Source organism: Rhodococcus jostii RHA1 (genome assembly GCF_000014565.1).
Taxonomy (GTDB): Bacteria; Actinomycetota; Actinomycetes; order Mycobacteriales; family Mycobacteriaceae; genus Rhodococcus_F; species Rhodococcus_F jostii_A.
The window spans coordinates 410,156-424,365 of record NC_008270.1 but is presented as its reverse complement, the minus strand read 5'-3'; the positions used below and the strand labels follow the sequence as shown (position 1 = coordinate 424,365).

At 62.1% G+C, this 14,210-nt stretch carries 14 protein-coding genes and 3 pseudogenes; 3 read left to right on the top strand and 14 right to left on the bottom strand.

From position 1 onward, the window contains the following. Positions 1 to 286 precede the first annotated feature (286 nt). From RHA1_RS52750 to RHA1_RS52745, 4 genes are all read right to left on the bottom strand, one after another. On the bottom strand, positions 287 to 571 hold the full coding sequence (locus RHA1_RS52750) for a hypothetical protein (RefSeq protein ID WP_237727116.1): 285 nt from the start codon (positions 569 to 571) through the stop codon (positions 287 to 289). Beyond that, positions 532 to 1,005 carry a DUF2510 domain-containing protein gene (locus RHA1_RS48500; protein ID WP_237727115.1) on the bottom strand — a complete coding sequence of 158 codons (474 nt, stop codon included), beginning with the start codon at positions 1,003 to 1,005 and terminating at the stop codon, positions 532 to 534. Before RHA1_RS48500 ends, RHA1_RS52750 begins: the two co-directional genes overlap by 40 nt. 225 nt (positions 1,006 to 1,230) lie before the next feature. Further along, positions 1,231 to 1,401: a hypothetical protein gene (locus tag RHA1_RS51085; RefSeq protein WP_167541022.1), complete on the bottom strand. Its 171-nt coding sequence runs from the start codon at positions 1,399 to 1,401 to the stop codon at positions 1,231 to 1,233. A gap of 136 nt (positions 1,402 to 1,537) precedes the next feature. After that, positions 1,538 to 1,816: a hypothetical protein gene (locus tag RHA1_RS52745; RefSeq protein ID WP_237727122.1), complete on the bottom strand. Its 279-nt coding sequence runs from the start codon at positions 1,814 to 1,816 to the stop codon at positions 1,538 to 1,540. Between RHA1_RS52745 and RHA1_RS42750 the strand changes: the two are divergent. After that, positions 1,707 to 2,110: pseudogene (locus RHA1_RS42750) on the top strand (N-formylglutamate amidohydrolase). The gene RHA1_RS52745 and the pseudogene RHA1_RS42750 sit on opposite strands and share 110 nt — an antisense overlap. Here the strand turns inward: RHA1_RS42750 and RHA1_RS42745 are convergent. The 6 genes from RHA1_RS42745 to RHA1_RS42720 form a co-directional block, all read right to left on the bottom strand. Then, entirely contained in the window at positions 2,088 to 2,645 is a 558-nt protein-coding gene (locus RHA1_RS42745) for a tyrosine-type recombinase/integrase (RefSeq protein ID WP_237727114.1), read from the bottom strand. The pseudogene RHA1_RS42750 and the gene RHA1_RS42745 sit on opposite strands and share 23 nt — an antisense overlap. Positions 2,646 to 2,891: 246 nt before the next feature. Next, complete coding sequence (locus RHA1_RS42740) at positions 2,892 to 3,389, bottom strand: RidA family protein (protein ID WP_011600256.1); 498 nt, start codon at positions 3,387 to 3,389, stop codon at positions 2,892 to 2,894. A 13-nt stretch (positions 3,390 to 3,402) separates the two neighbouring features. Beyond that, positions 3,403 to 4,530, bottom strand: coding sequence for a PLP-dependent cysteine synthase family protein (locus RHA1_RS42735; RefSeq protein ID WP_011600255.1), 1,128 nt, complete (start codon positions 4,528 to 4,530; stop codon positions 3,403 to 3,405). Between the two features lie 82 nt (positions 4,531 to 4,612). Next, positions 4,613 to 5,956 carry an MFS transporter gene (locus RHA1_RS42730; protein WP_237727113.1) on the bottom strand — a complete coding sequence of 448 codons (1,344 nt, stop codon included), beginning with the start codon at positions 5,954 to 5,956 and terminating at the stop codon, positions 4,613 to 4,615. A gap of 371 nt (positions 5,957 to 6,327) precedes the next feature. After that, the gene (locus RHA1_RS42725; protein WP_011600253.1) at positions 6,328 to 7,170 is read right to left on the bottom strand and encodes a creatininase family protein; all 843 of its coding nucleotides are present in this window, start codon (positions 7,168 to 7,170) and stop codon (positions 6,328 to 6,330) included. Between the two features lie 57 nt (positions 7,171 to 7,227). Next, entirely contained in the window at positions 7,228 to 8,463 is a 1,236-nt protein-coding gene (locus tag RHA1_RS42720) for a M24 family metallopeptidase (RefSeq protein WP_011600252.1), read from the bottom strand. 142 nt (positions 8,464 to 8,605) lie between these two features. Between RHA1_RS42720 and RHA1_RS42715 the strand changes: the two genes are divergently transcribed. After that, positions 8,606 to 9,550, top strand: a complete 945-nt coding sequence (locus RHA1_RS42715; RefSeq protein WP_011600251.1) for a LysR substrate-binding domain-containing protein — start codon at positions 8,606 to 8,608, stop codon at positions 9,548 to 9,550. 220 nt (positions 9,551 to 9,770) lie between these two features. Here the strand turns inward: RHA1_RS42715 and RHA1_RS42710 are convergent. The 3 genes and pseudogenes from RHA1_RS42710 to RHA1_RS42700 form a co-directional block, all read right to left on the bottom strand. Then, positions 9,771 to 10,123: pseudogene (locus RHA1_RS42710) on the bottom strand (isochorismatase family protein); the annotation flags it as partial. A gap of 270 nt (positions 10,124 to 10,393) precedes the next feature. Then, positions 10,394 to 10,489 (bottom strand): annotated as a pseudogene (locus tag RHA1_RS52740) (cold shock domain-containing protein); the annotation flags it as partial. 232 nt (positions 10,490 to 10,721) lie between these two features. Next, positions 10,722 to 11,360 (bottom strand): isochorismatase family protein, encoded by a 639-nt coding sequence (locus RHA1_RS42700; protein WP_011600249.1) that lies wholly within the window; start codon positions 11,358 to 11,360, stop codon positions 10,722 to 10,724. A 143-nt stretch (positions 11,361 to 11,503) separates the two neighbouring features. Between RHA1_RS42700 and RHA1_RS42695 the strand changes: the two genes are divergently transcribed. Beyond that, positions 11,504 to 12,598 (top strand): GlxA family transcriptional regulator, encoded by a 1,095-nt coding sequence (locus RHA1_RS42695; RefSeq protein WP_011600248.1) that lies wholly within the window; start codon positions 11,504 to 11,506, stop codon positions 12,596 to 12,598. 35 nt (positions 12,599 to 12,633) lie between these two features. On the opposite strand, the gene eat is transcribed toward RHA1_RS42695, so the two are convergent. Next, positions 12,634 to 14,091 (bottom strand): ethanolamine permease, encoded by a 1,458-nt coding sequence (gene eat / locus RHA1_RS42690; RefSeq protein WP_011600247.1) that lies wholly within the window; start codon positions 14,089 to 14,091, stop codon positions 12,634 to 12,636. Between the last annotated feature and the right edge of the window lie 119 nt (positions 14,092 to 14,210).

Below are 14,210 nucleotides of genomic sequence, written 5' to 3'. Positions count from 1 at the left end.
TTCAATGGCATTCGGACCGTGGTAGCGCTCCGGCATATCCCTGAACTGCTGGAATGGTTGAGCAAACTGCTGGAATGGTTCAGCAATCTGCTCGGCTAGCTCGGAGTGCTCGCTCGCAGTCGGGGCGGACCCAGTCGTCCGTCCCGACTGCTCTGCAGCACCACCGAAAAGCGCTGTATCCGCAGGTAAGGCCAAGTTCGAGGCAGCCACCGCAGCCACCCGCTCCGTCGTCCAACTCACTGCCACCGCTATCCGCGAAGCCCACGAACGACGACAACTCCGGCCATCAGCGGGTCAGGTTGACCACGCAGGTGTCGAGCGCCTGGACGATCTCATCACCCGGTGAGATCTGCAGCGGTGCCGCACTTGCCTTCGGCCAGGTCGTGGTGTTGCGGGCGCCGCCGGTCGAGGAATAGACCGCGCCGTTCGAGATCACCCAGACATCGGAGCGGTTCTTCATCTTGCCGGTGGAGTCGACGGTGGTGCCGCCCAGGAACGTGTACGGGCCGGAGTCGATCACCGTGCCGTTGATCAGCGACAGCCCGGACGCCGAGAAGCCGGATTCGACCATGGCAACCAGTGATCGGTCGCCGGGGCGCACCTCGGGTCCGATGCCGGAATCGCGGGCCTCGGCACGGCGGCCGGCGCCTGAGTGGTTGTCGCCGGGGGCGTCGTAGCCGGTGCGGACATCGACACTGCGACCTTCGAGGTCGTGGGTGCCGCGGTCGTGGTGGTGGTTGCGAGGGTCGTCGCAGCCGACGCCGCGGGCCTGTCGTCTTTCTTGTCGTTCCCACCGAGCACTGTCCCGAGGATCGCCATGACCACCAGCACCGCGGCCACGACCAGCAGCACCTTCCCGACACCGCCCTTTTTCTTAGGCAGATTCAGGGTCTGACCGGCCTTCGGCCGGGTGTCCCCGGTCCACTGAGCGCCATCCCAATAACGCACGAGGTTCGGATCAACCGGGTCCGGATGCCAACCGGGCGGCGGTGTCGGGGAAGTCATTGCGGGGTTTCCAATCAGTCCGTGTAGAGGATCCACCAATCCCAGGAGGTTCAGGCGGGGGCATCAGGCTCCCGAGATTCTGGGAATGGCACCGCAGTCTGGTTCGCGAGGTCAGCTGTCTTCGTTACATCCTGTCCGGTCATAGGTCCGCACCGACGGCACCTCGGTAGCCGCCCGTCACCCGCTGCGCATCCGTGACAAGTAGCTCGAACTGCGCGGACGAAATCAAGCCGGATCCCACGGCGATCGTTCAAGACTGTTGAGCTCATCGAAAACCTGGTCGACGGCCGTGGTCGGGACACGGAAGTCTTCGCCCTCCGAAGCCCGGAGACGGTCGCGTACGTAGGCGAGCATGGCGAATTCACGCTCGAGGTCTGCTGCGGTTCGGTCGCTCACGGTCCTCATCCTGCCCTGGGTGGGCGGCGATCCGAACTGCGCCGACCGACGACGTCGAGACGAAAGGCTGGCGGTGTGGCATACGTGCCAATACTTCCTTCAGGGGACATGTCGTTTCCACTGTTCAGCGGACCATTCAACCGGTTCGATCGTCGGCGATGCGAACCCCCGTCACCCTCCCAGCCGGGGCGCCGAGGCCCCGTACCCTTTGTCCCATGTCCGCGAGCACCGGAAACCCCAGCGCCGACCCGGCGCTGCCGTCTCCGGCCATCGCCGACATCTCAGCGGATCCACACCCCATCACGGTGGCGACGCGCACCGCAACGGACATCGAGCTGCGGATCCACACCTCCATCGCGGCGTTCGACGTCGCAGCCGAGCAATGGTTTCCGGCCGTGGCCGGGTTCGCGGTCACGGTCCTCGTGCACACCGTCGACGCCGAGACGGGTCGGCCACGGTATCTACCGCCCGCCGAGCCCGCCGAGTGGGCGCGGGCGATCTTCTCGACCGCCGGCGCCTCGCACGGATACTTCCTCGGCGCCGTCGACCCGGACACCGGCGGCCACCGAGACGGCAGCTCGCCTACCGCCTCTACCTCGACACCGACCGTCAGGCGATTCCCGTGCCGCGACAGGTGCTCACCTGCCCCCACTATCTGCTCTCCGCCATCGACGGCAGAGAGCAGATCACCATTCCCACCACGGCCTGATAATCACCGGCGCTGCACGGCTCAGCATGGTTGCAGGTGACTCGGACAGAAACAGCGGTCCTCGGGCCCGGCTTATGGTCGTTCGATGCGTCAGATACTCCTGCAGCAACACCCCGGTTGGCGCCGAGTACAGCACTATTCGCTTGAGTCGTTTCTTCGTCGTCTCCACCCGCACTCGTGACATTCGACGAGCTGGATCCAGGTCGTCGGTGCGCAGTGAGCACAGCTCCTCGCGCCGCAGGGCGGCGTCGTAGGCCATTGCGAGCATCAGCCGGTTGCGCAGCGGCTCGGCGGCGGCGAGGTCGAGGATGTCGAGCCACTGCTGCTCGGTCGGGATCCATGGAAGTTTCACCAACTGTGGCACAAGGCCACGCTGCTGCCCACCCCACTTCCGCCCTGGCGTATACCTGCCACTACCAACAGGATTAGGATCCGGGACGCCCTCCTCCACCAAAAGGTCGAAGAATAATCGCACCGGCACCAGCCGCTGCTGGATCGTGGCATTTGCCAATCCGCACCCGGAATCGATCGACACTACGTTCGTGCCGCGTCGGCTGGCCGCCAGGTCAGCTCGCGAACGAACACCGCAACATCAGCCAACTAATAACCAGGCAACACTCGAGCGCAGCAAGGTGGAAAGGAGCTTTGAACGCATTCGCTATCACATCCGAGGGCAGGAGCACCTTAAATATCCGCTAACCATGCGCCAGATCCAGATCCACCGAATATCTAACAGTCCCTACGACGTTGTAGTCGGCGCTTGCCGCTCCCCCGTTGGGCGCTAAATCTCAACAATGATTTCTACTTCGACGGGCGCGTTCAGAGGCAGGGCCGCGACACCGACGGCACTTCGGGCATGTTCACCGATTGCGGGCCCGAATACGGAGACCAGCAGTTCGCTTGCACCATTGATTACCTGAGGTTGATCGGTGAACTCCGGTGCGGAGGCGACAAAGCCGACGACCTTGACGACACGCCGCACAGCCGCCAGTCCCCCGGTCACAGCACGCACCGCGGCGAGCGCGTTGATGGCACATTGTTGTGCGGCATCGCGAGCGTCGTCGAGGCTGATCTCGGCACCCACCTTTCCAGGTGAGAGCATTTGTCCGTCTCGCAACGGCAGTTGGCCGGAGGTGTAGATGTACTGGTCGGAACGCACGGCGGGGACGTACGCGGCGAGCGAGGCGGTGGCGGAGGGCAGCACCAATCCCAGCTCCGCGATTCGCTCTTCGGGGATCGTGGTGACGTCACTACTGGGTGTCATTGACTTCGCTTTCATTACGGGAGCATGACTAGAGAATGGAGGTTTTGAGGAACGATTCGAGCTGACGGCGGTACGGATCGGTGTCGATACCGTTGTCGGTCAACCACTTGTCGGAGTAGTACTTGTCGACGTACCGATCCCCGGGGTCGCAGATCAGGGATACGACGCTCCCCTTTCGGCCCATGGAGACCATTTCCGAAACCAGTCGGAACGCAGCCCACACGCCGGTGCCGGTCGAGGCTCCTGTCCTGCGCCCGAGCAGGTCCGTGAGAAAGTGAATGGTCGCGATGGCGGCGCCGTCGGGGATCCGCATCATCCGGTCGATGCTCTCCGAGACAAAGCTCGGTTCGACGCGTTGGCGTCCGATTCCTTCGATCCGGGAGCCAATCTGGGTGACGATGGTCTGGTTGCTGTCGCGCCATCCCGGGAAGAACGCGGAGTTGTCCGGGTCTGCGACGCAGATGCCTGTGTTGCGTTGGGTGTAGTGGATGTACCGGGCAATCGTGGCCGACGTGCCTCCGGTACCTGCGGTGGCGACAATCCAGGCCGGTTCCGGGTGAGGTTCTCGCGCCATCTGCGCAAAGATCGACTCGGCGATGTTGTTGTTCCCACGCCAGTCCGTTGCCCGTTCAGCGTAGGTGAACTGATCCATGTAGTGCCCGCCGCGGTCACGCGCCAACGACGCCGCGACGTCGTATACGTCGCGGGGGTCGTCGACGAGATGGCATTGTCCGCCGTACCGTTCGATGAGCTGAGTCTTTTGTTGGCTGGTAGACCGGGCCATCACGGCGATGAACGGAACCCCGATCAGTTGGGCGAAGTACGCTTCGGATACCGCAGTGGAACCGCTGGACGCTTCGACGACCGGCTTACCTCGGCGGATCCAGCCGTTGCACAGCGCGTACAGGAACAGTGAGCGTGCGAGCCGGTGTTTGAGCGACCCGGTGGGGTGAGTCGACTCGTCTTTGAGGTACAGGTCGACTCCCCACGCCGGTGGCAGCGGGACTGAGAGCAGGTGGGTATCCGATGTTCGGTTGGCGTCGGAAACCACCTTGGAGACAGCCTCGTTCAACCAGAATCGGTAGTCGGGGTCGTAGCGATCGATGTCCTCTACGCCGAGCGTGAGTGCGTGTATAGGAGCACTCAGGGAGGTCATGGGAATCCTTCCGCAGGGATCGATCATCGGTTTAGGTTGCGCAGGCATTGCCGGACTCATGGGCAGTGGCCCAGTCTGCACCTCAAAGCGGCTGAGCCGGGACCTGTCCCGTAGTAGCCTCCGCTGGCTCGTGGACCCGCGGCAGACTGGATTGATGGTCGGCTGTCAGGTCGCGTGTCTCGGGCATCATCCACACCCCTATGCCGGCGACCACGGCGCAGGCGATGAGATAGAACGCGATAACAAAGGAGTTGCCGGTGAGTGCCAGCAACGAACCCACAATCAGAGGCGCTGTTCCACCGAACACGGCCGTGGAGAGATTGTATGCGAAGGTGAAGCCGGTGTAGCGAACCGAACGTGGGAAGAGCACCGGGAAGGTTGCGGCGGCCTGCGACGTGAACGGCGTGAGGAACGCTCCGAAGCACATCATCGCCAGACCGACGAGCACGATGGAATCGGTGTTTACCAGCGCCACCAAGGGCACGCTGAGGACGATATAGAGCGCGCAGGAGACCGCCAACATCGGGCGACGACCGATTCGATCCCCGAGACGTCCGAACAGCGGATTCAGCACCATCATCACGCCCATCATCACAATGCCGAGGGCGAGTGCGGATCCACTGCTGATCCCCAGTTCGCTCTCGAGATAGGTCGGCATGTAAGTGAGGGCGATGTAGTAGGCGCCGTTTCCGAGCGCAATCGCGAGAATAGTGATGGTGAATGCTCGCTTGCCGACCTTGAATGTGTCCGCAATCGGATGCCGGGCGATTTCCCCAGCGTTCTGCATGTTTTGAAAGACTGGCGTGTCGTGCAGATTACGGCGGAGGACGAGGGCCAACAGGCCGAGAGGTAGTGAGACCAGGAAGGGGATACGCCATCCCCACTCTTCCCAGTTGGCGTCGCTCATCAAGCTCGATGTTGCGACGACCACGGTGGCGCCGCCCATGTATCCGACGAGCACGCCCGATTCGAGAAGGCTGCCGAATAGTCCTCGACGTTCCATCGGGGCGCTCTCGGCCATGAATGTGTTTGCACCACCGTACTCCCCGCCCGCCGAGAAGCCCTGGATCAACCGAGCGCAGATCAGAAGAATGGGCGCTGCGATCCCGATCGTTGCGTACGTGGGAAGGACGCCGATCAAAACGGTTCCGAGGGTCATGAGTCCGATCGTCAGCATCAGCATTCCGCGACGTCCGTGTCGGTCGCCGGCTGAGCCGATCACCAGGCCACCGATGGGACGCATGAAGAAGGAAAGTGCGAGGACAGCGAAGCTGGACAGTGCGGCGGCAGTGGTGCTGTGCGCCGGAAAGAACTTCATACCGATGGTTGCGGCAGCGTAGCTATAGATACCGTAGTCGAACCATTCGATGACATTACCCATCACCGCAGCGCCGAGCGCTTTGCGCGGCGACTGGTGGTCCGTCACGGACCGTGTTGTGTCCATAGGAATCGGCCTTCTTGGCTGGTTGCGAGGGCCTCAACACGCGAGCTGAGGCAGGAATCCGGCGTCGATGGGAAGCGCGCCGGTGACGATGCGACCTTGTGTCGTTTGGAATACGCAGATAGGGCGACTGCTGAGTGACTGCTGCACTGGACTGCCGGCGAGGACCAGGCGTCTCCCGCTACTGATGGGGAAGTCCGCGTGCCCCTCGGTTGGACCGTCTGGCTCGGCGCCAACCGAGGGATTATTGAAATTCACGGCCAGCTCGGTCTGCCGGCTCGGTCAGTGTCGGAACAGTGCGCGGTTTTCGGGTCTGATGTTTCTGCGGCTACGGAGCCTTTGAGGTTGAACGTTTGTCATTCGCCCACTTTTGAAATCGGGTCAATGGATCCGAGCGGGCCACTGTAGGTGCGAAGCCACTCAACGACTTCGGAAAGACGATCGACGAGGTGCCCGTGGAACTGCTTGCCCTTGTCCTCGGTCACGCCGAGGGATGAACTCATACTTCCCGTGGGGGCGAACTTCCGCTGTTCGCGGCTCGACCAGACGACGTCGACGCCGTCAGGTGCGGGTCCGAAGAGATCGTTGCCCACGAAGCCGCCGAAGACCTCGGCGAAGGGTGCACCCTCACCGGTGAGTCGATCCGTCCGAATCCTCCCGGGGTATCGGTACAAGACTTGCGACAATTCCAGTTCCCCACCGTGATGTTCGTTAGTTTCCTTGATAGAGGGGGCAACATTCCGAGCCAGGTGGAGCGGATCAGCCACCGCGAAAATCACGTGGGGTAAGGACTCTTCGTGCAGGGCACGGACCGCGGTCCCCAGCGCGGGAAGATTGGATCCCTTGTGCCCGTTGACCAGGACGATGCGGTTGAACCCGTGGTGGGCAAGGCTGGTACAAACGTCTTTGACGACTGAAATGAGTGTTTCCGTACGAAGGCTGATAGTTCCCTCAAATGCCATGTGGTGTGGCGAATCACCGAACCACATGGGCGGTGCGCAGAGCGCACCGGTGCGCTTGGCTGTGTCCTCCACGATCCCGGTGGCAACGTAGGTGTCGACGCCGAGCACACCGGCCGGGCCATGCTGTTCTGTACTCCCGAACGGCACGAGCACCACTCGGTCCTGCTCGATATGGGAGGCGACCTCTTCCCACGTCAGGTCCTGCATCCACACGGACTGTTCACTCTTCTGATTCATTCTGCGACCTCGACTTCTAATGCAGTAACCACGGTTAATGTTGTTGCTGTAGTTTCGTCAGTTGTTGATGATCGGCTGCCGAGGCACCGGTGTGACGATCTCTGGCCGGTCAGTGGTGATGATGGCTGTCTCGCCGAGAGAGGCCGTGAGGCCTGTGCTTCGGTCGGTCAGAATCATGTGCGTGAAGTAGACCATCCCCTCTTCGAGCACGGTCGGGTCATCCCTGACGATCATGGGTTTGTCCATCCACGTGGGTTCCCAGCGAATTCCCATCGGGTAGCCGCACGCGCGGAGCAGTGCATGTTCGTAACCGCAGCTGGCGAGTGCGGAGCGATGGGCTTCGAAGACCTGCCCCACGGTGTTGCCGTGGCGGAGGGCGTCCTGCACACCGTCGAGTGCCGTCACGCAGGCTTTCTGCATCTTGATGTGCCGTTCATCGATTTCCGGGCCGGTGTACACCGTGAACATGTTGGCAACGTTGTAGTGCCGGTACGATGCCCCTGGCTCGAACGTGACCTGATCATTGTGGGAAACGGTGAGACGCCCAGTTGCTGGTCGGCACAGGAGTGCCTTCTGGCCTGAGCCGAAGGGGAAGTTCCAATTGCCGCCGTCGCTGGCGGAAATGGTCCGATACATCTCACCGATGATGTCGCCCTCGTACGCGCCGGGCCGTGTCATCTCGATCGCTGCGAGTGATGCTTGCGTGAGGATTTCCCCAGCACGTCGCACGTATGTGAGCTCCTGCGGACTTTTCTTGAGTCGCAGCCGACGAAGGATGTTTGATGCATCTGTAAGCTCGCACCAGCCGTCGAGATGCTCTCGTAGTTCGAGATATAGCTCGGGCAGCATGCCGTGGCTGTCCAGCTGTAGACCGATGCGCCTCCCCTCGAGTCCATGGCTTTTGAGCATGTCCTTGACGGCTGCGGCGCGCGAGCTTTTGTACCCGTCTTCCCATAGGCGCACATCTGTGCACAGGGAGGAGTAGTCGATGCTTGCGACGTCGGCGGATCGCGTGACGTGGGTCAGTTCGCCGTTCACGCCGATGAACATCGCGTGGAAGATGGTGAAGCCAAGGGTATCGAGCCCGCACAACCAATATTGGTCTTCGATGTTGCTGAGTAGTAGGCCGTCAAGACCGTTCTGCGCCAACGCCTCGCGAACGCGCCGCTGGCGTTCTTCGAACTCGGAGACGGTGAAGTGGATGTGGAGGTCGGTGGAGTTCTCGTTACTTCGGACGGCAACGGCGTCGTTGGTGCTGCTGACTGTATTGTCGATGTTGGTAGTAGCGGTCATAGGTAGGGCCTCCAATTGCCGAATTGTCAGGTGTGCGATGAGATTTGCGTCATCGCGTTCGGACTTAATGCTGAGCGTCTCTGAATCAAAAGTCCAGCTATGATTAGTTGGAGACGCTCATAGTCGTGCTTATACTTTGCGGATGTTGGAATCACGCCCGTTGCGCATGTTTCACGAAGTGGTTCGTACCGGGTCCTACTCTGCGGCTGCAGAAGCCCTTGGCTACACGCAACCCGCGATCAGTCAGCAGATGCGCACGCTGGAGCGAACGGTCGGTACGCCGCTGTTCACGAGGTCCGGCAGGCACATGCAGCTGACCGAAGCCGGTGAAGTACTTGCCAGGCACGTCCAAAGTGTCCTCAGCGGGCTCGACGCCGCTGAGCAGCAGGTGGCAGCGATCAAGAATTTGGCGACAGGACGCATCAGGGTGTGCGCTTTTCCCAGCGCAAGCGCCACCATCGTGGCTGCGGCCGTCACCCATTTGAAGGCAACGCGCCCAGGCATCCGTGTTCAACTGCTGGAGGCAGAGCCACCCGAATCTCTCCAACTCCTCCATGACGGAAAGTGCGACATCACACTCGCTTTCAGCTACGACGGAATGTCCGAGGTGGAAGAGAGCGGACTTTCGCAGATCCCCCTGATGGACGACGAGATGGTGGCCGTCCTTCCAATCGACCATCCCATGTCGCGACGCCGTCGGATCGAGCTACGGGAGCTTGCCGACGAAGCCTGGATTGCAGGATGCCCGCGATGCAGGACAACCTTCGTTCAATCCTGCGCTGCCGCGGGATTTGAACCCGAGATAGCGTTCTCGACGGACGACAATCTCGCGATGCAAAGCCTCGTCGTTGCCGGCGTAGGAGTCGCGGTCATGCCAAGCCTCGTACTGGCGTTCCTACGCCATCCGAAACTCGTCGCACGGCCGCTTCGACCTGTTACACACCGGTCGGTGTCCGCATATACCTTGAAGGACTTCACGCAGATTCCTGCGACAGCAACGACCCTTGAAGCTCTACAAACCGCAGTTGGCACTCTGCGCCCAGCAGAAACCGGTACCCGCGCGAAAACGACACCAGAAATTGGATGAATCTGGCAGCACCCCCTGGGACCGCACATTGACTCAGCGCACCGGATCCGCAGTCCATCACCCTAGCCGACGGCCACCAGTACGAATCTGAGCACGAATATTGCTGGCTGCAAGCATGTTCACGCAGCGGGGAGGAGGGCGCCTTGTGCCGTGTACTTCGTTCACAATACGGACCGATGGCGGCCCTCGGTTCCGCCCTCGCCCTCCGCTGTCGCTCTCGTCAGGTCACGGCGGCCGCCGAGCGTCCATCGATGGCAGATTGCACTAGATTGCTCTTGGGCAGCGTCGAGTCCGACCCCACTGCCTCGATCCACTGCGCGGTCGTCGACACCGCAGCGAAATTCGACTGCAGCAACACCATCAGTGCAGTATGCAGGCTTCGTCGGAGATCGTGTCGGCTTCGTTGGCGAGATCGATGGCACCCGTGGCGTCGGAAAGGATTTCGGTTTCGAACCCGAGCCCTTCGGCCTCCACTGCTGTGGCGAGGTCGCAATTGCTGGTCATGTATCCGACGATTGTGATGGTGTCGACGTTGTGCGCGTGTAGCCATTGCGCCACATCCGTTCCGGCGAACTTGCGTGGCGGGTCGGACTTCCGCGCGGAGATAGACATTGCAGCCTTAGGTATTTCGATGGTCTTCTCGAGCTCGGCGTTCATCCGCCGTTATGCCCGGAGTACGCCCTCCGCCTCGGATGCCGACGCAGCCAGGTGCCGCCACCCACCGCTTCGGCCTTGCGGGCCCAGACCCGGACCGTTTCCGACTTCAGTGACATCCGCTCGGCGATCGTGCGGATCGCCTCGTACTCCGAGGCGTAGTTACCACGGTGCTCGAGGACCAAGGCGCACGGCCACTTCCGCGCTGCCGTCGTCGGGCGTGATGAACCCGAAACCCTTCTCAACGTTGAACCACTTCACAACGCCCAGCGCCGTACCGGCCAACTCCCTATCCACGACGAGTGAGACCTCCCAACGAGATTCAGATCCCGTCATCCCGCGCTGCCGCGCTCCGCACGATCTGGATGGCGCTGCACTGACAGACATGGCACGGCTCAGCGAACGAGCGGTAAGTCGGTGAGCCGACGGCCGCCACTGCACGCGCCCGGCCGGGACTGTGGGGACTGGCGGTATTTCGCGGGACTGTCGCGCTCAGCTTCTCTGGTGCAGTTGGTATTCAAACGAGTGCAGTCGCCGAGCGGCCCTGAACGGCCGATTCGATCAGGTTGTTCTTCGGCAAGCTCGTCCCGGACTGCACCGCTTGGGCCCATTGCGTGGCGGTGGTGACGGCAGCGAAGTTCGACTGCAACAGCACCATGAGCGTGGTGTGCAGGGACTGGGCGGAGACCTGCCCGGCTTCGTTGGCGAGGTGGATCGACCCGGTCGCGTCGGAAAGGATCTCGGCGGCGAACCCGAGGCCCTCGGCCTCCACCGCGGTCGCGAGGTCGCAATTGTTGGTCATGTACCCGACGATGGTGATGGTGTCGACGTCACGGGCCCGCAGCCATTCGGCCAGATCGGTACCGGCGAACACGCTCCCGTACTGCTTGTGCACCCGCTTACAGGACGAATCGACCCGCGCCTCGAGATCTGGATGCAGCGACCACCCCGGCGTTCCCTCGACAAAGATCGGGGCGTCGTCAGGCATGCGATGCTGAACGATGACGACCGGGACGTCGTGGGCGGCGGCCACGTCGACCGCAGCGACGATGTTGGCGAGCGACTGCCCCCGGGGCGGGTACTGAATCTCGAGCGGTCCGTCGAAGTATTCCTGCTGGACATCGACGACAACAAGGGCACGGCGGGGCGTGGTCAAGGCGGGCTCCTCACAGTCATGGGGTTTAGGACGCCCACTGTCGGTGTGGGAGTCTCCTGCTCGATTTTTCGGTATCTTCACAGTTGCGACGAGTGGCACAAATGCCTACTTTCGATGAAAACAGGCCATACAGGGGGAGTCAGATGCGGATCGCCATCTACGCGTTCGACGACATCACCATGTTCCATCTCGCCGCACCGTTGATGGTGTTTGGCGAACTCGACCGCCTCCAACTCGCCCCCAATTGGGAGACCCTGCTTTGGTCGGACCATGCTGGCTCGATCCGAACTGCCGAGGGATATTCGATCAGCGACATTAGGGCACCGGACACGGTGAACTGGGCCGACATCGTCATCATCCCGTCCTGGCCGCTGTCCCTGGCCCCGATCAGCGACGCGCTGAAAACGGTCGTCCGGCAGGCGCATACCCGCGGTGCCATCGTCGTCGGGCTGTGCCTGGGCGCATTCGCACTCATCGATGCCGGACTTCTCGACGGCCGGCCAGCGGTGACGCACTGGGAGGCGATGCCACAGCTCGCCGAACGGCATCCCGGGACCGAGGTCGACTCCTCGGTGCTCTACATCGATCATGGTGACGTCCTCACCTCCGCGGGAACCGCCTCGGCGATCGACGCGTGTCTGCACCTGGTGCGCAAGCATCTGGGTGCGGCGATCGCCACCCGGGTGGCCCGCAGTCTCGTCGTGGCCCCACACCGGGAAGGCGGGCAGGCACAGTACATTGAACGCCCCCTCACCCGGCCAGCGACCGACACAGCCATCGCCGAGGTCATGGAATGGGCACTGATACGCCTGCACGAGTCGCTCCCGGTCGAGCGCCTTGCCGACCAGGCCCGGATGAGCCGCCGAAGCTTCGTGCGGCACTTCCAGCACGCCACCGGCACCACACCCGCACGATGGATCCTCGAACGCCGCCTGCACGAAGCGCGCGCGCTTCTCGAAACCACCGACTGGAGCGTCGACACCATCGCGTCCACGTGCGGCTTCGGAAGCAGCGTCACCTTCCGGCAGAACTTCACCGCCGCGTTCGCGACCTCCCCCAGCGCCTACCGGCGACAGTTCACCCCCAACCCAGTCCCGGATTCATCCGGGGGCGGTGTGCACAGCCCGGTGACCTGGAGCCGCAGCAAGAACGAACCGATGAATGCCGCCATCAGTGCCGAACCCACCTCGACGGCGGTTGGGCCGACCCTACAGCGTTCAAGCGCTGTTAGGAGTTAGCCCACCCGTCACACACGAACCCAGTGCGGTGAACTTCATCGAAGGTCCTCCTGAGCCTGCGCCAGCGCGGCGAACTCCTCATCAGGGGAGTTGGCGACGAGACGATGGCGGCTAAACAACGCGAAGTACAACAGGAAGATCACGAAGACACCCAGGCAACACAACGCCGCGACCACATCCACCAGGAACGTGCCGACGACAGCGATGACCGCAACGCAGAGGGCGAAGCCAGTGGTCACGCTGCCTCCAGGAGTCCGATAGGGACGATGCATCTCCGGTTCGCGGCGGCGAAGGACGATGTGGCTCAACATGATCAAAACGTAACTCACTGCCGCTGCGCACACCGCCATGTTCAGCAGGAGGGCGCCCTTGCCGGTCAGTGACAAGAGGAACCCGACGACTCCCGGAACGACCAACGCGAGGGTGGGGACCTTTCGTGAGTTGGTCACCGAGAGCACCTTGGGTAAGTAACCCGCCCGTGAGAGCGCGAACAATTGGCGGGAGTAGGCATAGATGACCGAAAAGAAGCTGGCGACCAATCCTGCCAAGCCGATGTAATTGACTACCTTGGCCACGGTGGTGTCGCCGAGCGCTTCGACAAGCGGGTTCCCCGATTCGGAAATCGATGCCGCTCCCCCTGCGCCTGTTGCGAGGATCAAGACGGCCGCGCAGGTGACCATGAGAATGCTGATCGCAGCGATAATTCCACGGGGGACGTTGCGCTGAGGGTCCGCCGTCTCCTCTGCAGCCAACGGCACTCCCTCGATCGCGAGAAAGAACCAGATCGCGAACGGGATCGCGGACCAGATTCCGAGGTAGCCGAACGGAAGAAGATCCGACGCTCCAGCGGCACTGCCAGGTGCGATGTCAACCAGGTTGGCGCTATCAAAGCGCCCTATGGCGGCAATGACGAAGATCACCAAACCGATAAGTGCGATCGCCGCGATGGTGAACAGGCCCTTGAGCGCCTCCCCCACACCGCACAGGTGGATCCCAATGAAGATCGCGTAGACAGCCAGGTAGAGCCACCAGCCGTCGGTGATCCCGAGGATATTCAGCGAACCCACGTAGGCACCGATGAATGTTGCGATCGCCGCGGGCGCGATCGAGTATTCGATCAGGATGGCCGTGCCTGTCGCGAATCCGCCCCACGGTCCCAGTGCGCGGCGCGCGAAGGTGTACCCACCGCCCGCGGCGGGCAGAGCCGAGGACAGCTCAGCCATTCCCAATACCAGGCACAGGTACATCGCCGCGATTATTACGACAGCAATCGTCAACCCGCCGAATCCTCCTTCGGCTAAGCCGAAGTTCCACCCGGAGTAGTCACCCGAGACCACGTAGCTCACGCCGAGTCCTGCCAGTAGAACCCAACCAGCAGTGCCGCTCCGGAGCTGGCGCTTCTGCAGGTACGCCTGTGATTCCGCGTGTACGTCTATACCGCCGACCAGATGGGTCTCTTTCGTGTTGTCGCGCGACAAAATTCTCTCCTCCACTGCCAAAATCGTCTGTGTGACATGTCTTTTCAGGATTGACACCCGATACCGAGCGGGCCGAATATGCCGCGTCAAGGAGTTCGTGGGTGGCAGGTACTGAACCTCAGCAGGTCTATGTG

Bases quoted from the DNA above. Each gene is read 5' to 3' on its own strand.
- RHA1_RS42725 (WP_011600253.1), bottom strand. From the start codon at position 7,170: ATGAATCAGAAGAGTGAACAGTCCGTGTGGATGCAGGACCTGACGTGG.
- RHA1_RS42735 (WP_011600255.1), bottom strand. From the start codon at position 4,530: ATGACCTCCCTGAGTGCTCCTATACACGCACTCACGCTCGGCGTAGAG.
- RHA1_RS52750 (WP_237727116.1), bottom strand. From the start codon at position 571: ATGGTCGAATCCGGCTTCTCGGCGTCCGGGCTGTCGCTGATCAACGGC.
- RHA1_RS42695 (WP_011600248.1), top strand. From the start codon at position 11,504: ATGCGGATCGCCATCTACGCGTTCGACGACATCACCATGTTCCATCTC.
- RHA1_RS42715 (WP_011600251.1), top strand. From the start codon at position 8,606: ATGTTGGAATCACGCCCGTTGCGCATGTTTCACGAAGTGGTTCGTACC.
- RHA1_RS42740 (WP_011600256.1), bottom strand. From the start codon at position 3,389: ATGAAAGCGAAGTCAATGACACCCAGTAGTGACGTCACCACGATCCCC.
- RHA1_RS42720 (WP_011600252.1), bottom strand. From the start codon at position 8,463: ATGACCGCTACTACCAACATCGACAATACAGTCAGCAGCACCAACGAC.
- RHA1_RS48500 (WP_237727115.1), bottom strand. From the start codon at position 1,005: ATGACTTCCCCGACACCGCCGCCCGGTTGGCATCCGGACCCGGTTGAT.